The sequence below is a fragment of the Exiguobacterium sp. s36 genome (assembly GCF_018618345.1).
GTDB classification, from domain to species: Bacteria; Bacillota; Bacilli; order Exiguobacteriales; family Exiguobacteriaceae; genus Exiguobacterium; species Exiguobacterium chiriqhucha.
Window position 1 is genome coordinate 167,250 of the sequence record NZ_JACSLW010000005.1, and the last position, 17,181, is coordinate 184,430.

18 protein-coding genes are annotated in these 17,181 nt (G+C 52.4%); 12 read left to right on the plus strand and 6 right to left on the minus strand.

Features of this window, described 5'->3' with window-relative positions:
* Positions 1-14 precede the first annotated feature (14 nt).
* The 3 genes from KNP95_RS11980 to KNP95_RS11990 all read left to right on the plus strand — a co-directional run bounded on the left by KNP95_RS11980 (position 15) and on the right by KNP95_RS11990 (position 2,101).
* Positions 15-224, plus strand: a complete 210-nt coding sequence (locus KNP95_RS11980) for a hypothetical protein (protein ID WP_016510454.1) — start codon at positions 15-17, stop codon at positions 222-224.
* Positions 221-1,597, plus strand: coding sequence for a 23S rRNA (uracil(1939)-C(5))-methyltransferase RlmD (rlmD, locus tag KNP95_RS11985; RefSeq protein WP_131472984.1), 1,377 nt, complete (start codon positions 221-223; stop codon positions 1,595-1,597). Before KNP95_RS11980 ends, rlmD begins: the two co-directional genes overlap by 4 nt.
* 96 nt (positions 1,598-1,693) lie before the next feature.
* Complete coding sequence (locus KNP95_RS11990) at positions 1,694-2,101, plus strand: cytidine deaminase (protein WP_021067768.1); 408 nt, start codon at positions 1,694-1,696, stop codon at positions 2,099-2,101.
* A 31-nt stretch (positions 2,102-2,132) separates the two neighbouring features.
* Here KNP95_RS11990 and KNP95_RS11995 read toward each other — a convergent pair whose 3' ends face one another.
* Positions 2,133-2,348 carry a hypothetical protein gene (locus tag KNP95_RS11995; protein WP_031200364.1) on the minus strand — a complete coding sequence of 72 codons (216 nt, stop codon included), beginning with the start codon at positions 2,346-2,348 and terminating at the stop codon, positions 2,133-2,135.
* Positions 2,349-2,469: 121 nt separating this feature from the next.
* On the opposite strand from KNP95_RS11995, the gene KNP95_RS12000 reads away from it, so the two are divergent.
* On the plus strand, positions 2,470-2,757 hold the full coding sequence (locus tag KNP95_RS12000) for a hypothetical protein (protein WP_021067766.1): 288 nt from the start codon (positions 2,470-2,472) through the stop codon (positions 2,755-2,757).
* Positions 2,758-2,787: 30 nt separating this feature from the next.
* On the opposite strand, the gene KNP95_RS12005 is transcribed toward KNP95_RS12000, so the two are convergent.
* From KNP95_RS12005 to KNP95_RS12025, 5 genes are all read right to left on the minus strand, one after another.
* A complete protein-coding gene (locus tag KNP95_RS12005) occupies positions 2,788-4,173 on the minus strand; it encodes a sensor histidine kinase (RefSeq protein WP_021067765.1) in 1,386 nt (461 codons plus the stop codon).
* Entirely contained in the window at positions 4,170-4,859 is a 690-nt protein-coding gene (locus tag KNP95_RS12010; protein ID WP_021067764.1) for a response regulator transcription factor, read from the minus strand. Before KNP95_RS12010 ends, KNP95_RS12005 begins: the two co-directional genes overlap by 4 nt.
* Before the next feature lie 169 nt (positions 4,860-5,028).
* Positions 5,029-5,595, minus strand: coding sequence for a GNAT family N-acetyltransferase (locus KNP95_RS12015; protein WP_021067763.1), 567 nt, complete (start codon positions 5,593-5,595; stop codon positions 5,029-5,031).
* Positions 5,596-5,796: 201 nt separating this feature from the next.
* Positions 5,797-6,948, minus strand: coding sequence for an amidohydrolase (locus tag KNP95_RS12020; RefSeq protein ID WP_021067762.1), 1,152 nt, complete (start codon positions 6,946-6,948; stop codon positions 5,797-5,799).
* 13 nt (positions 6,949-6,961) lie between these two features.
* Positions 6,962-7,870: a TIGR01777 family oxidoreductase gene (locus KNP95_RS12025; RefSeq protein WP_021067761.1), complete on the minus strand. Its 909-nt coding sequence runs from the start codon at positions 7,868-7,870 to the stop codon at positions 6,962-6,964.
* A gap of 152 nt (positions 7,871-8,022) precedes the next feature.
* Between KNP95_RS12025 and recX the strand changes: the two genes are divergently transcribed.
* The 8 genes from recX to KNP95_RS12065 all read left to right on the plus strand — a co-directional run bounded on the left by recX (position 8,023) and on the right by KNP95_RS12065 (position 17,171).
* Positions 8,023-8,835 carry a recombination regulator RecX gene (gene recX / locus KNP95_RS12030; protein ID WP_021067760.1) on the plus strand — a complete coding sequence of 271 codons (813 nt, stop codon included), beginning with the start codon at positions 8,023-8,025 and terminating at the stop codon, positions 8,833-8,835.
* Between the two features lie 49 nt (positions 8,836-8,884).
* Entirely contained in the window at positions 8,885-10,522 is a 1,638-nt protein-coding gene (locus KNP95_RS12035) for an L-lactate permease (protein WP_082665790.1), read from the plus strand.
* Positions 10,523-10,836: 314 nt separating this feature from the next.
* Positions 10,837-12,561 (plus strand): ABC transporter ATP-binding protein, encoded by a 1,725-nt coding sequence (locus KNP95_RS12040; RefSeq protein ID WP_214837330.1) that lies wholly within the window; start codon positions 10,837-10,839, stop codon positions 12,559-12,561.
* Positions 12,562-12,583: 22 nt separating this feature from the next.
* Entirely contained in the window at positions 12,584-14,629 is a 2,046-nt protein-coding gene (locus KNP95_RS12045) for an ABC transporter ATP-binding protein (protein WP_214837333.1), read from the plus strand.
* A 9-nt stretch (positions 14,630-14,638) separates the two neighbouring features.
* Positions 14,639-15,817 carry an RtcB family protein gene (locus KNP95_RS12050; protein WP_214837336.1) on the plus strand — a complete coding sequence of 393 codons (1,179 nt, stop codon included), beginning with the start codon at positions 14,639-14,641 and terminating at the stop codon, positions 15,815-15,817.
* 68 nt (positions 15,818-15,885) lie between these two features.
* Positions 15,886-16,200, plus strand: a complete 315-nt coding sequence (locus tag KNP95_RS12055; RefSeq protein WP_021067755.1) for a YfhH family protein — start codon at positions 15,886-15,888, stop codon at positions 16,198-16,200.
* Positions 16,197-16,466 carry a YfhJ family protein gene (locus KNP95_RS12060; protein WP_021067754.1) on the plus strand — a complete coding sequence of 90 codons (270 nt, stop codon included), beginning with the start codon at positions 16,197-16,199 and terminating at the stop codon, positions 16,464-16,466. The genes KNP95_RS12055 and KNP95_RS12060 overlap by 4 nt, the downstream gene beginning before the upstream one ends.
* A 165-nt stretch (positions 16,467-16,631) precedes the next feature.
* A complete protein-coding gene (locus KNP95_RS12065; RefSeq protein ID WP_214837340.1) occupies positions 16,632-17,171 on the plus strand; it encodes a helix-turn-helix domain-containing protein in 540 nt (179 codons plus the stop codon).
* Positions 17,172-17,181: the final 10 nt, after the last annotated feature.

Below are 17,181 nucleotides of genomic sequence, written 5' to 3' on the forward strand. Positions count from 1 at the left end.
GGAGCGATCACGAGATGGGTAAATCACGAACAGATACGGCAGGAAAAATGAACGTGTTAAAATCGAGAACGGAATTACTGTGCTTATCAGTCAATACGTTGGACGAATTCACGACGCCAGAGGATTTGCATCGATTGTTAGCTGATATTGATTCCTTACGTGCGAAAGTCGTACGTTACGCCAAAGATTTAGAACAAGTATCTCGAAAGGATGAAACACATTGAAACTGATCGTAGGAGAATACACAAGCGCCCAAGCCGAGCGGCTAGGGATTAACGGAGAGGGCATCGCGACGATTGATCGCATGGTCATCTTCATTCCGAACTTATTACCTGGAGAAAAGGCGAAAGTCGAAATTACGCGCGTCGAGCGGAACTACGCCGAGGCACGCGTCATCAAGCGCGATAATGATTCACCGGACCGGGTCAAGCCACCATGTCCGATTTATGACGAGTGTGGCGGTTGCCAGATTCAACATATGAGTCCGCGCCTGCAGATGGACTATAAAGAAGAAATCGTCCGCAACGCCTTCCGTCAAAAGACGAAATTGAACGTCGACAAATCGGATATCCGTGGTACGAAAGGGATGGACAACCCTTGGTATTACCGCAACAAGTCACAATTCCCGCTCTCGACGCGCCGCGGTGAAATCGTGTCAGGGCTCTACAAGCCGAACACGAATGAGCTCGTGCCAATCGAACACTGCATGGTGCAGCAGCGCGACACGACGAACATCAACAACGCCATCGTCCGTATTTTGAACGAACTCGACATCCCTGTATACGATGCGCGCCGTGACGTCGGTTTTGCCCGTACCGTCATCGTCCGCTCGGGCTATAAGACGGATGACGTTCAAGTCGTACTCGTCGTCGGGAATGAAGATGTCCCGCGTTTGGACGAACTGAGTGACCGCATCATGGCGTTGCCGAACGTCGTGTCGTTTCACTTGAATATTAACTCGAACCGTTCAGGCGTCATCTTCGGGTACCGCACGGTTCATATCGCCGGGCAAGACAAGATGGACGAACAGCTTGACGACGTCCATTACCACTTGTCACCGCGTGCGTTCTTCCAACTCAATCCGGCTCAGACGGAAGTCATGTATCGGGAAGTCGTCGAGGCGGCTGGCCTAACGGGTCAAGAACGGGTCATCGATGCGTACGCTGGTGTCGGTTCAATCGGGCTATGGCTCGCGCCACATGCAAAAGAGATTCGCGGGATGGAAGTCGTCCCAGAAGCAGTCGAAGATGCGAATGCGCACATGCGTGAGAACGGGTTCAGCCATGCAACCTATGTTGAAGGCCGGGCCGAGCACTGGATTCCGCGCTGGGTCAAGGACGGTTGGATTCCAGATGTCATCGTCGTCGATCCGCCGCGCACTGGTGTCGATCATCAGCTCCTCAACGCAATGATCTCATCGAAAGCGAAACGCATCGTCTACGTGTCATGTAACCCGCAGACACTCGCACGGGATGCGGACCAACTCATGAAAGCCGACTATAAAATCAACTATATCCAGCCGTACGATATGTTCCCGCAGACGGCGCACGTCGAGTCAATCGTCGTCTTCGAGAAAAAGAAAAAGAAAAAGTATTGACGGGGTTGTGAAAACGCTTGCAAAAACAGTGTTTTCACGCTATAGTTCAGATGTCAGACTTCTTTTGATAAACGTTAAGAAGCGGAGGAACATCAGATGATCCCACAAGAAAAAGTGAACGAGCTTGTCCATAAAGCAATTGATGCACGGTCGCGTGCCTATACACCGTATTCGAAATTCAATGTCGGGGCCGTCGTCATTGACGAGACCGGCAAAGAAATTTTGGGTTGCAACGTCGAAAACGCTTCGTACGGGTTGTCGATGTGTGCAGAACGGACCGCCATCTTCAAAGCGGTATCGGAAGGCAGCAAGGCAATCGAGACGGTCGTTGTCGTTGGAGACACAGCGGGCCCAATCTCGCCGTGTGGCGCTTGCCGTCAAGTCATTGCCGAGTTTGCGAGTGACGACTTTACGTTGATTCTCGCGAACATGGCCGGAGAGACGAAAGTGATGACAAAAGAAGAGATGCTACCATACGGCTTCTCGCCAAAAGATTTAACGTGAAATAAAGATGCGGACGAATTCGTCCGCATCTTTATTTGTTGCCGTCATATTTTTTCTCGCTGGCCGAGTCGTCCTTCGAGTGTCGTTTCTGTTTTTCATCCTTCACTTTTTGGTTCAGCTCTTCCACCGGAATCGGGTCGACGGTCTCCATGCCCTCCTGGTCGAAGATGCTCTCCTTGTCGGTATCGACAGCATCCGGATTATCGAACGGTCGCTTTGACGGGTTCTGTGATTTCTTCATCCTCATCGCCTCCTTGTGTTGATTGTTATTCCACTCTGTTAAATTGTGTAAACGCTTTAGGAAACGGGTTTCGATTTCGCGGAACAGTGGAATTATCCGTACATAGCGACTAAGGAGGGGTATTCGGATGGATAAGAAAGTCTTAATGGGAATCGTACTCGGTGTGGCCGGGGCAGCGCTCGTCGCGCCGAAAGTGGCAGCGCTCTTGACGCAAGACCACGATGAGGATACATGGAGCAAGATGGATCGCATGGAAAGTGTCGATTCAGATAAAGACGAGGCGGAAGCGGGTCTCACTCAACTTGACTCGAATCACCGGGCCGAGTGGCAAGCGAACGGCTTTCCGCAGACGCACGCTGAGCGGGAGCGTCTCATGAATGAATCAGATGATGCCTATAAAGGGAAGGACATCTAAAAACAGACAGCCATCGCGGCTGTCTGTTTTTTAAATATCTTCGTCCGGTAAAAGGGGGAGCGTGAGTGTGACGGTCGTCCCGTTGCCGACTTCTGAGGCGAAGTGCATCGAGCCGCCGTGGCGCTCCATAATATGTTTGGCGATGGCGAGCCCGAGTCCGGTCCCGCCGTCTTCGCGTGTCCGTGACTTATTGACGCGATAGAATCGTTTCGTCAATTGATCGAGGTCTTCTTTCGGGATGCCCCGGCCTTCGTCATGAATCTCGGTGACGGCATTGTTCGCGGTCGCATACGTCTTCACATGAATCGATTTGCCGGCTTCCGTATAGCGGAGCGCGTTATCGAGCAAATTCCCGACGACTTGCTCGAGTCGATCGTGGTCCCCGAGAATAATCAAGTCGAAGTCGAGGTCCGTCTCGATGGTGACGCCTTTCGCCCGCGCGATCGGCTCGAAGCGATAGAGAACGTCTTCGAGCACTTGCGAATAGACGACTGGTTCTTTCGTCATCGGATACGAATCACGCTCGAGTTGGGCCAAGTCGAGCAAATCGTTGACGAGCCGTTGCAACCGTTCGGTCTCGTTCTCGATAATCTCATAATATTGATCTTTCGTTTTGTCATCGAGCGACGGGTCTTGAAGCATCTCGGTATAACCGCGAATATACGACAGTGGCGTCCGCAATTCGTGGCTCACGTTCGCCAAAAACTCTTTCCGTTGTTCTTCGACGAGACCGAGCGATTCGGCCATCCGGTTCAGTGTCTCGGCAAGCTCACCAATCTCATCATCGTAATAGATGGGGATGCGGTGCGAGAAATCACCTTTAGCATACACTTGGGACGCTCGTTTCATTTGAATCAGCGGTTGGATGATTGTATCGATAATCTGAGTGCCGAAAATGAGTAAGTTCACGATCATTAAGATGAGCAAGAACGTGATCATGAGCCGAATCGGTTGGAACGGTTCACTGATTTTACTCAGCTCCATATACAGGATGAGCGCATTATCGAGTTCGCCGTCTCGGATGAGCGGGAAGGCGGACATGAGGATGTCGACGTCTTCGGTCGGGTGCTTGCGGGTAACAGAAATCGCATAGCCGTCTTGCAACTTGGCGAGGTCCTGCTCCCGTAAAAACGTCTTGCCCGATCCGAGACTGTCTTCCCGGACGGACGAGAGAAACACTTTCGTCTCGGTCAGTTCGTTCGTGTACGTCATACTGTCGGAAAACGCGTCAGAGAAGCCGTCCGCCTTATAGATGGTGACGAGCTTCTCTCCGCGGTTGATGAGCAGTTCTTCTTGCGTCTGAATATAAAACTTGTCATACAAGTAAAACGTCATGATGATGAACACGAACGCGGAGAAGAGGCTTGCGGTCCAGATGGTGATCCAAATCCGCTTCCGGATCGTGTATTGCTTCATACGGTCGCCTCGAACTTATAGCCGATCCCCCAGACGGTTTGGATGTAGCCACCCGCTTCGCCGAGCTTGAGACGAAGTGTCTTGATATGGGTGTCGACCGTTCGGAGGTTGCCGTGATACTCGGTCCCCCAAATTTGGTCGAGCAATTGTTCACGCGAGAACACTTTCTCTTCGTTCGTGATGAACAAGTAGAGCAAATCGAACTCTTTCCGGGTCAAGTTGACCGTTTTGCCTTTCACGCTGACCGCACGGCCATCGATATCGATGGACAAGACGCCGGTATCGAACGTCGCTTCTTGTTCTTTCGAGAAATTATGCGTCCGACGAAGCGTCGCTTCGATTCGAGCGAGCAACTCGCGGGGGCTGAACGGCTTCGTGATATAGTCGTCCGCGCCGATCTTCAAGCCGTGGATGCGATCGAGTTCTTCTGAGCGGGCCGTTAGCATAATGATCGGCACGTTCGAGAACTCACGGATGCGCATGCATGCCGTGAGGCCGTCGAGTTCAGGCATCATCACGTCGAGCAGCACGAGGTGGAACGACTGTTCTTTCAATAAGTCGATTGCCTCGAGACCGTTCGTTGCTGTGACGGTCTCGTATCCTTCCTTCTCTAAGTTCGAAACGAGTAAATCCCGCATTTGTTCTTCATCATCGGTCACTAAGATGCGAAACGTTGGTTCTGACATTGGGCATTCTCCTTTACAAAACGGTTAACGAGGACGTGTGATAATTCCCTCATACTTCTATCATACCTATCTCTCCGAATTAGAACAGAAATATTCATTGTCGTAAAGTTGTCCTCATGAAATCCACACAAAAACGCCACAAAAAAGCCAATTCTTTGTCAGAATTGGCTTATGCTTCGAGCTGGGCTTCGTACGTATGGTCGAATTCAGGCGCATGGAGTGAGTGCAAGTAAAGTTGGAAACTCGACTTCGACACTTCATACAGCACGTATTCGACATCACCTTGATTGATTTCAGTTAGTAATTCAGACCGAATCTCATTGGCGCAGAAAGCGTACGGCAGTTTTTCCGCCGCCGCGATTGAACGCTCATTCGATTGACGGATTTTCAAAAATACACTTTCAATGTCAAGTTCGAAGAAAAGTTCTGAGAAGAACGCTTCTTTCGCGACTTGATTGTAACCTTTGCCGTGATACGGTTTGCCAAGCCACGTCCCGAGGAATCCATAGCCGGATTCCACATCGAACAAGCTGATTGTCCCGATTGGGGTACCAAACTCGTTCGTGATGGTACGTGAGATGATGTTTCCTTGCTCTTCTAGCTCGATGATTTGCTTCGTGCTAAATAAAAACTCGTCAAAGTGGACCGTCTTTTGACGGACATATGGAAAGACATCTGGGTGTTGCATCAGTTCGAACAACTCCGCGCAGTCGGTAAGCTCACGAAATTTGAGCACCTTTACATTCCTCCTCCTATTTCAGACCGCTGAAGAATAGTTGTAACGAAAGCATACTTCTGGCTTCGTTGTTCGAACTTGCCTTGGCTGCTCCCTTTTATGAAGTTACAAGATTATTTTATATAGTTTTTTTAAAAAAGCAAGTAAATAAAATGCAACTTCACAAAAAAATAATAAGAGCGCTTTCACGACTGGTGTCACTCACATCTCGTGATGCGTTTTCGAGCGGCTCGTCGAGTAAACGATGTGACCGTCGACGATGGTCATAATCGGCTTCGACATGTAGTCGAGCGGGAAGTGGCTCCATAGGACAAGATCGGCATCTTTGCCGATTTCGAGCGAGCCGATGCGGTCGTCTACTCCGAGCGATTCAGCCGGATGAATCGTGATGGCGCGGAGCGCGACGTCGACGGGAAGCCCTTCGCGGGCAGCAAGACCGGCGCACAAATTCAAATATTGAACCGGCGTATAAGGATGATCCGTCGTGATGGAGACGATCATATCGTGCTCATGTAAGATGCGGTACGTCTCCCACGTCTTGTTTTGGAGCTCGATTTTCGACTTCCGTGTGAACGTTGGTCCGACGGTGACATGTTTGACACCGAGTTCGCGCAACTTTTCGGCGACGAGATGTCCTTCCGTACAGTGCTCAATCCGATAATCGAGGTCAAACTCTTGTGCGAAGCGGACAACCGATAAAATATCGTCGGCGCGGTGGGCGTGGACACGAATCGGCATCTTGCGATCGAGCGCCAATTGAATCATCTGGCTACCGAACGTGCCGATCGTCTTTGTCGAATCAACGGTCCGGAACGCTTCACGCAACAAGCCCATGATTCCCATCCGGGTCAACTCGCCGGATTTCCCCATGCTGTGGACGCGCTTCGGGTTCTCGCCGAGCGCGAGTTTCAGGCCGGCATAGCGGCGGAGCACCATGTCCTCGATGAAGCGGCCATGGGTTTTGATGACACTCGTCACGCCGCCGATGACGTTCATACTGCCAGGCATGACTTGGACGGCCGTCACCCCGGCCATGAGCGCTTCCCGGAAGCCCTCATCGAGCGGATAGACGCCATCGATGGCCCGTGCGTGCGGGGTCATCGCCTCGACGGTCTCGTTCGCATCGTTCCCGACTGAACCCGTCCCTTCGTCATACAGTCCGAGATGGGTGTGGGCATCGATGAAGCCGGGGAACAAGAAGTTGCCTTCGGCTTCGATGACCGTCTCTCCGTCGAGCGGGTCCAACAAGTCCGCCATCTCGACGATTTTGCCGTCTTTGACGCGAAGGTCCCCGTAAAAATGTGGTGCGGTGATCGGATAGATATGGGCGTTACGAATTAACAAATTACTCACGTGCTAGCTCCTTTCAAGTCAAATGAAGTAGTTGTTTCAGGGCGGGTTCTAACGTTTCATAACGGAACCGGAAACCGTGGTTGAGGGCTTTCGTCGGAACGACTTTCGCTCCTTCGAGGACGATGACGCTCTTCTCTCCGAGTGCGAGCTTGAGGAGCGGCGCCGGGGCGGGTGCCCAGTGGGGACGATGCATCACCCGGCCTAGCGTCTTCCCGAATTCGTCCATCGTGACAGGCGTCGGTGCCGTGCCATTGACGGGTCCCTCGATCGTACTCGTCTCGAGGATATGGACGAACAGACGGACGAGGTCGTCTAAATGAATCCACGGCACCCATTGCTTGCCGGAGCCGAGTCGTCCACCGATACCAAGCGTGTACGGCAACTTCATGAGCGGGAAGGCGCCGCCGTCATTCGATAAGACGACACCGGTCCGCATCGTGACGAGACGGATGCCCATGTCTTGAACGGGTTGCGCCTCTTTCTCCCACAACACGCAGACGTTGCCTAAAAAGTTGGTTCGGTCGGGGAGCGGTGTCGCTTCCGAATACGTGATGGATCGATCTTCACCGTATATCCCGATGGCGGACCCGCTGATGACGACGCTCGGCTTGCGTTTCATATTTTTAATGATGCGGACGACTTCTTTCGTCCCATCGATCCGACTTTGAAGAATGGCTTGCTTTTGTTTGTGCGTCCAACGTCCGTCGTTGATCGAGGCTCCTGCCAAATGGACGATGGCATCGACGTCTTGAAGCTCGGATTCAGGATGACTATCAGGCGTCATCCATTCGACGAACGAGATCCCTCCTTGCCGCGGACGTGGGTGGCGCGTCAATACGACGACTTGATGTCCGGCTTCGGCGAGCGCGCGTACGAGCGGTCGGCCAATCAATCCGGTACCACCAGTGATTGCTATTTTCATGGGTCTCCCTCCAATATCCTTTAAGCGATTTCAAAACGGGTATGAGGACTATAGGAATGTCTTGTACAGATAATACCCCTTCTTCTAACTTATCAAAAATCCTGCCCGAACGGGGAACGTGATATGTTAGAAGCAGGAAATGGAGGGATTTTGTGAAAATCGCCAAGTTTACGACCCAGAAGAAAAATCAAGATCGATTGAACGTCTTTGTCGAAAAGGACGGACGGGAGGAATTCGCGTTTGCCATCGACCTCGACGTCTTCATCAAATACGAATTGACGAAAGGGATGGAACTCGAGGACGATTTCGTCCGGGACGTCCTTCAAGCGGAAGAAGAACAGAAAGCGTACAAAGCGGCCGTCAACTATTTATCGTATCGAATGCGTGCCGTCTCAGAGGTGCGTGACTACCTCGTGAAGAAAGAGATAGATGAGTCAGCCATCAAACGCGTCATTGAACGCTTGATTGAACAGCGCTATTTGAACGATGCCGAGTTCGCCAAAGCTTACACCCAGACAAAGTTCAATACGAGCCCGAGCGGACCCGTGAAAATCAAACGAGAACTCGCTCAGCTTCAAATCGCTCCGGATCTTATCGAAGACGTCATCGCCGCCATCTCGCACGAAGACCAGCTTGAAAAGGCCGGAAAGTTCGTAAATCGGAAACAAATGGAAACAAATCGCCGTTCCGCCACAGAAGTGCAACAAAGAATTCAACAAACCCTGATGCAAAGGGGATTTTCGTTTGATATCATTTCAGAGGCGATTCTCACGTTTTGGGAGAACGAGGATGAGGACGTTGAACTTTCAGCTTGTCTGACACAGGCTGAAAAACTGAATCGAAAGTTTAGCGGGTACGCCCCATATGAGCGGAAACAACGGATGAAGATGCAGCTTCGTCGCAAAGGTTTTCCGTATGAGGTGATCGAGAGGGCGTTAGAGAGGCTCGCTGAACAAGAGTCATAATGGGAGATGTTTTTACGGTAGGGGAAAAAACTGAAAAGGTGGGTCTACATTGACGATTTTTGAATGGATTACAGCACTGATGCCGATTGTGGCAGTGCTCATCTTATTGGTCATTATGCGTTTACCGGCGTCGGTTGCGATGCCACTATCTCTCGTCTTGACGGCTGGACTTGCGTTCTTCGTCTGGCAGCTCGACGCGACGCGAATCATGGCGGCGACGCTACAAGGACTTGTCATCGCCGTTACGACAGTCTGGATTGTTTACGGTGCGATTGGAATGATGAATACGATGAAAGAGGGCGGCGGCATGAACGCCATCCGTTCCGGCTTCATCAACATTACGCCCGATCCCCGGATTCAAGTGCTCATCGTCGGTTGGTTGTTCGTCTCATTCATCGAAGGCGCATCTGGTTTCGGTACACCGGCCACGGTTGCGGCACCACTGTTAATCGCACTCGGCTTCCCGCCAATCGCTGCCGTTGTCATCGCCTTGTCGGCAGACGTATCGGCCGTCACGTTCGGCGCGGTCGGGACACCGGCCTTAATCGGGATTGGGAACGGGCTGTCACTTGACGTCAACCAACCCGAGACGATTGAGTTTTTGACAACCGTCGTCTTGCAGACGGTGCTCATCGATATGTTCGTTGGTCTTTTTATCCCATTCATTTTAATCTTGATGCTGACGCGATTCTTCAGTAAAGAAAAATCGATTAAGCCGGCGCTCGAAGTATTCCCGATCGCGATCGTCGCGGCGCTCGTCTATAGCATCCCGGCCTACATCTGGACGCTCATCCTCGGATTCGAGTTCGGGGGTATGCTTGGTGCATTGACGGGTCTCATCATTCTCGTCACGATGGCACGCAAAGGCATCCTCATGCCGAAACGGTTATGGACGTTCGACGGCTATGCCGATGAAATCGATCAACCGCTCGAGAAGCCGTCCGTCGGCAAAGGCAAACGCGAGCTTCCGCAATGGAAAGCGTGGGCCCCTTACTTGATTTTAACGATTTTCCTCGTGTTGACGCGGACCGTGCCGTTCTTGAACGAACTGACGCGTAGCGTCCGCATCGATTTGCCGAACATTTTGAGTATCGAAGGCATCTCGACATCGTGGGAACCGTTCTATTCACCAGGCTTCATGTTCATCTTGACGATGATTGCGACGTTCTTCCTCCATAACATGAGTTGGTCGCAAGTGACCTCGGTGTTTAAAGCGACGACGCTCGGTGTCGTCGGGACGGCGATCACGCTCGCTGCTTCCGTGCCGATGGTTCGGATTTTCATTCATTCGGAAAATGGTGGGGCAGGTCTCGCTTCGATGCCGGTCGAACTCGCAACGGCTGCGGCCGACACGTTCGGTGGCGTCTGGCCGCTCGTTGCACCGTGGATTGGTGCGCTCGGGGCGTTCGTTTCCGGGTCGGCTACGTTCTCGAACATGATGTTCTCGAGTTTAACGACGAATGTCGCCGAGTCGGTTGGAGTCAACGAGACACTTGCCTTGTCGATGCAGATGGCGGGGGCGAACGCCGGTAACATGATTTGCGTCTTGAACGTCGTCGCGGTCGCCTCAGTGGCAGGGCTCCTCGGAAAAGAAGGAACGATTATCCGCTATACGCTCATGCCAATGATTTATTACGTGACAGCGACCGGTCTTGTCGGTTTGATGCTCGCTGCATTCTTCTTGTAAAAAGTTACAAATTATTTACGACAATAATATTGACAATTTTCTGAACAGTCTGCTAAGGTTTTAGTAGATTTTCAAACTATGAACAGAGAGGAGCCAGCATGATGAAGTACATCCCAACACTACAACGCACACACACAACATCATATGGCTACTCGTATTTGACTGCATAATTTGGCAGCTGGATAGGGGTAGTGTCCTTTCCCTGACCATGCAAAAGACTGAAGACTCAGAAGCGTACTTCATCCGATTGGTTGCACAATCAGGTGACGTGCGCTTTTTTGCGTGCGCGGAAAGGACGAAAGGGGGAATCAGTCATGAAACTGATTAAACAATTAGATTGGTTTATTAAAAGACAAAAGCGGACGTATATCGTCGCCATCATCTTGTTGATTATCACCGGGGTCGTCGATATGCTCCCGCCGTGGATCATCGGACAGGCGATTGATGCGATTCGCGAAGGCAGCCTGACGACAGAACGGCTTGTTATGATTGTCGGGTCATTGCTCGGCATCATGGTATTATCGTACGTCCTTTCGTATGTATGGATTGCCCGCCTCTTCGGGACGGCGTTCCTGCTCGAGAAAAAACTGCGGGCCCGATTCTTCGGACATCTGCTCCGGCAGACACCGCGCTTTTATCAACAGCACCGCACGGGTGATTTGATGGCGCTCGCGACGAACGATTTAAAAGCGGTGGAACGGACGGCTGGATTCGGTGTCATGACACTCGTCGACTCGTTCAATATGACACTCATCGCTCTCACCATCATGGGAGTGTTCATCGATTGGAAATTGACGCTCGCGGCACTCCTGCCGATGCCGCTCCTTGCCTGGTCGATGAATAAGCTTGGCCGCCAAATCCATGCCCGCTTCACAGCGGCGCAGGATGCGTTTGGCGTGATGAACGACCAAGTCGTCGAATCGATTTCAGGCCTTCGGGTCGTCCGCTCGTTCGTCCAAGAAGACGCGGATACGAAAAAGTTCGATACAATCACCGACGACGTCATGACCAAAAACATGCACGTCGCCAAAATCGACGTCTTGTTCGAACCGGTCATTAAACTGCTCGTCGGCTTGAGCTATTTGATTGGGTTGTCGTTCGGCACGTACCTCGTGTTCACGAATGACATCACGCTCGGACAGCTCGTCTCGTTCAATATTTATCTCGGGATGCTCATTTGGCCAATGTACGCGTTCGGGGAACTGATTAACGTCGTACAACGGGGAACGGCTAGCCTCGAACGAATCGAAGCGACGATGAACGAGACACCGGATGTCGTCTCGACCGGCACGGTCGAAGTCGGCGTCCCGGAGAAAATCACGTTCAAATCATTGTCGTTCCAATATCCAGGATCGACCCGCGCCTCGCTCGAAGACATCGTTTTGCACGTGTCGCGTGGTGAGACGATTGGGGTCGTCGGACCGACCGGGGCCGGCAAGACGACGCTGTTGCGTCAATTGCTTCGGGAGTATCCGATTGATGACTCGTTACTCGTCAACGGTGTCCCGATTCAAGACATCAAACTCGATACGGTACGCGGTTGGAGCGGTTACGTCTCGCAAGAACATTTGCTGTTCTCGAAGACGGTCCGCGACAACATCTTGTTCGGCTCAAACGATGCGTCGGCACAAGATCTCGAGACGGCCATCCGGCTCGCGGCGTTCGATACCGATATCGAACATTTGGAAAACGGTCTCGACACGGTCGTCGGGGAGCAAGGGGTTATGCTCTCGGGCGGTCAGAAACAACGGCTCTCGATTGCCCGCGCCCTCTTGAAAGATCCAGAGATTCTTTTGCTCGATGATTCGCTTTCAGCGGTCGACGCCAAGACGGAAGCGCGCATCATCGATTCGGTCCGGACGAGCCGGGCCGAACAGACGACGTTCATCGTCGCGCACCGCCTATCCGCTGTCGCCCACGCCGACCAGATTCTTGTGTTACAAGACGGTCGTGTGACGGAACGGGGCACGCATGACCAACTGATGGAACGACGCGGTTGGTATTATGAACAATACGTTCGACAAGGAGAGTCGGAGTAATCCGGGAAAGGGGGAATCTCTCATGATCGATCAATATGAATTAGATCCAGTCCGCAGGAAGAAAACGATCCGTTCACTCGTCGGCTATGCCAAACAAGTGAGACGCTCGATTTTCCTCGGTTTGACCTTACTATTTTTAGCGGTCGGCGCCGAATTGGCCGGACCGTACATCGCCAAAATCATCATCGACGACCACATTGTCGCCATTGAGCGGGATTGGGTACAAGTCGAGTCAGGCGGGAGTGTCGCTTTTGACGGAAACTCCTATGAAAAAGAGACGAGGATTGACGGAGAGACGGTCGTCCGTCCCGTCTCGATTGTGCAGACGACAGACGGCTATTATCTCGTCCCTGACGCCGTCATGAGTGGTGGCGTCCGTGAGGTCAAAGATGGTGTCCTCACCATTACACGAAGCGAAGAGACGGCGACGTATGACAACATCGTGCCGCTCTCGTCGACCGATGTCTTCCGCTTTTACGAGACGGATTTGCGGGCCGTACTGTTGCTATCTGGTTTGTATGTCGTCTTGCTTCTTATCGCGGCAGGGTTGAACTGGGGGCAACAGATGCTTCTCCAACGTTCGGCCCATAATATCGTCAAGACGATGCGGCTCGACGTCATGCGGCATTTGCAGACGATTCCGGTTCGCTACTTTGACCAGACGCCGATTGGGAAAATCGTCAGCCGGGTCACGAACGACACCGAGACGATTCGCGACCTTTATTTGGGCGTGCTCGCACGCGTCTTCCAAAGCGTCGTCATGATGATTGGAGTCTTGATTGCCATGTTCTTCTTGGACGTGCGCCTCGGTCTCGTCTCGCTCATCATCATTCCGGTCGTCATCGTTTGGATTAAATTGTTCCAACGCTTGTCGACCCGAAACAACTTCCGTGTCCGTGCCCTCGTCGCCGATATGAACGCCCAATTGAATGAGAGCATCCAAACGATGCCGATCATTCAGTCGTATGTCAAAGAAGATCTCGTCTATGACGAATTCAACGAGAAAAACAGCGACAACTTCCAAACAAGACGGAAGCTGCTCAAATTGGATGCGCTCATGTCGCACAACTTGGTCAACTTCTTCCGCAACATGGCACTTGCCTTACTCATCTGGGTCGTCGGTGCGCAGACGCTCGGCACGGGCAGCGTGCTGACGCTCGGGATTTTGTACGCCTATATCGATTACGTGTCACGAATTTTCGAGCCGGTGACGCAAATCATGAACCAGTTGTCTCCGCTCCAACAGGCGCTCGTCTCGGCAGACCGGATGTTCCAGTTGCTTGACGAGAAAGGGGAAGACGTGTCGGCGGAACGCATCGCACGCTTTAAAGGTGAGGTCGTGTTCGACGACGTGTCGTTCAGCTATGAAGCCGGGAAACCGGTACTTCAACACATCGATATCCATGCGGCACCAGGTGAGACGGTGGCGCTCGTCGGACATACCGGCAGCGGTAAGAGTTCGATCATGAACTTGCTCATGCGCTTCTATGACCCGTCAGAAGGAACGCTCAACATTGACGGTATGGACGTGACGAAACTACCGACCCAAGCCGTCCGGGCCCATCTCGGCATCGTGCTTCAAGACCCATTCTTGTTCACTGGCTCGATTCGGACGAACGTGACGCTCGGCGACGAGACGATCTCGGACGACCGCGTATGGCGCGCATTGACGGCGGTCGGAGCCGATCGTTTCGTCAAACAGTTGCCACACGGGCTTGACGAGCCGGTCATCGAACGCGGCGCCTCGCTCTCGAGCGGAGAGCGCCAGTTGATCAGCTTCGCCCGCGCCCTCGTCTTCGACCCGGCCATCCTCGTCTTAGACGAAGCGACGGCAAGCGTCGATTCAGAGACGGAAGCACTCATCCAAGACGCGCTCAAGACGCTCACGTACGGCCGGACGACGTTCGTCATCGCGCACCGTCTCTCGACGATTCGGGAAGCGGACCAAATCCTCGTCCTCGACCATGGTCACATCATCGAGCGGGGTAACCATCAGTCGCTCATCGCGGCAGGCGGCGTTTACGCCCGGATGCATGAGCTGCAAAGTAAACAACAAGCCATCAGTTGAGGAGGTCTTATGGAGATTATCGGAAAGCATAACCGGGCCAAAGTATTCAATGAACGGATTGACGATACGACGCGGGCCCAAATCCAAACGCTTGTCGACCAACCGTTCACGCAAGGCGCCTCGATTCGAATCATGCCGGACATGCATGCCGGCAAAGGTTCGGTCGTCGGGACGACGATGACGATTCACGACAAGGTCGTACCGAACCTCGTCGGCGTCGACCTCGGGTGTGGCATGCTCTGCACGGAAATCAAGGTGAAGCGAATCGACTTTCAACGGCTCGACGACGTCATCCGTCAATACGTACCGAGCGGGATGAGCATCCGGGATACAGCACACCCGTACGCCTCTGAGCTCCCGCTCGAGGACGTGCGGGCGCCGTATAAGCTGGACCGGGCACTCCGCTCAGTCGGCACGCTCGGCTCGGGCAATCATTTCATCGAAGTGAACCGGGACGAAGCCGGACGCACGTTTCTCGTCATCCACTCCGGCTCACGCCACCTCGGTGTCCAAATCGCTGACCATTATCAACAGTTGGCGGTCGAGCACATGATGAACACGGTCGACATTCGAGACGAGATTGAACGGATGAAGGCAACGGGGCGGCAGCAGGACATCTCGGCCTATCTCGAGACGGAGCGCGAGGCACGGAAACGTTTCCGCGACCTCGCCTACGTCGAAGGGGAAACGATGGAAGATTACATGCACGACGTGCGCATCGCACAGCAATATGCGGCCGCCAACCGTCTCGCCATGACCGACGTCATCGTCGAGGCGATGAACTGGAACGTCGTCGATCAATTCGATACGGTCCACAACTACATCGATCACGACGCGATGATGCTTCGAAAAGGGGCCATCTCGGCGCGGGACGGCGAGCGGGTCATCATTCCGATGAACATGCGCGACGGTTCGCTCATCTGTACTGGCAAGGGCAACCCCGACTGGAACTTCTCGGGACCACACGGCGCCGGTCGCGTCATGTCACGCTCGGCCGCGCGAAAACGCGTCGACCTCAACGAATTTAAAAAGTCGATGGCAGATGTCTGGTCGAGCTCGGTCCGACCATCGACGATTGACGAGTCACCGTTCGTCTATAAGTCGATGAAGGAAATCGTCCGTTATATCGAGCCGGCCGTCACCATCAATCAAATCATCAAACCGCTCTACAACTTCAAGGCGAACTGAACATCGTTTCAGTTTCGCCTTTTTCTTTTCTGAGAAAAATCTGATACGCTACAAGAGAGGTGAGCGAAATGGAAAAACGATTGAGCGATTTATCAAAATATGAGCTCGAACAAGAGATTCGAGCGCTCCATGAACGGAAGCGGAAAGCCGAACAGATGGGCATGGTCAGTGAAATCGAGGTCGTCTTGCGACGGATCGCGATTGCCGAGAGTTATTTGATTGACCCGAAATCGTTCAAGCCGGGGGCGACGTATATCGTCAACTATAACGAGCGCCCGTTCCGTTTGAAATTTGTGAACGGCGTCATGGGCTGGGGGACGTTCGAAGGGGAGACGGCTGAACATGCGATTCCGCTCTCGGAGCTGTCGGAGGTGAAAGCATGAACCGGACCGAACAATACGAGCGCTTGGCAGAAATCTTGAAACAGAAGAACGATGTCTTGAGCGAGCTCGAGGCGTTGACGTGGGTTGAAGTGCTGTGGGAGGATTTTGAGACGACGCTCGCCCGTGCCGGTGAACCGTATCCTGGGGAAGCAAAATCGTTCCAATACGTCGTGCAACAAATCGATGCGTACGGCCCCCAGCTCCACCTGTTTCAAACGAAAAATGAGAAGTTCAAACACTTGATGTCTAAGCGCGACATCCATTAAAAATCACGCCGGAAATCGGCGTGATTTTTTACTTGCAAACTGCACACAATCCGTTATAATAAAGGTCGCTATTAGTTCGCTTTGTAGTTAAGTATTTATAAACTTTCTTTAGTTGGAATCATCTTTCACTAAACTTGAATCAAAGCTGAAAGGAGGGATTGTGACTTGGAAGTCGGTCAAAAAATCAAGCGGCTCCGCGTCAAGAAAGGGCTGACGCAAGAAGAGTTGGCCGAGCGCACGGATTTGAGTAAAGGCTACATTTCTCAAATCGAGCGTGATTTGAGTTCACCTTCGCTTGAGACGCTATTCGACTTGTTGGAAGTGCTCGGATGTTCGCCGAAAGAGTTTTTTGATGAAGATGTGAATCAAAAAGTGATCTATACCGAGGACGATCGGACCGTCTACGTCGACGAGGAGCGGAAATATCGGACTGAATGGCTCATCCCGGAATCGAACGAAAAAGAGATGGAACCCATTTTACTAACGTTCTCGAAGCAGGGCGAGTTCAAACGATATGAGCCGTCGCGATCGGAGACGTTTGTCTATGTCCTAGCGGGGCACATCGCGCTAAAACTTGGCAATCATACGTACTTCGCCAAGACCGGAGAAACACTCTATTACGTCGCCTCCGATTCGCATCAACTCGTCAATGACTACGACGGCGAGAGTGAATGTTTAATCGTCGCGACCCATTCATATTTATAAGGGAGGAACT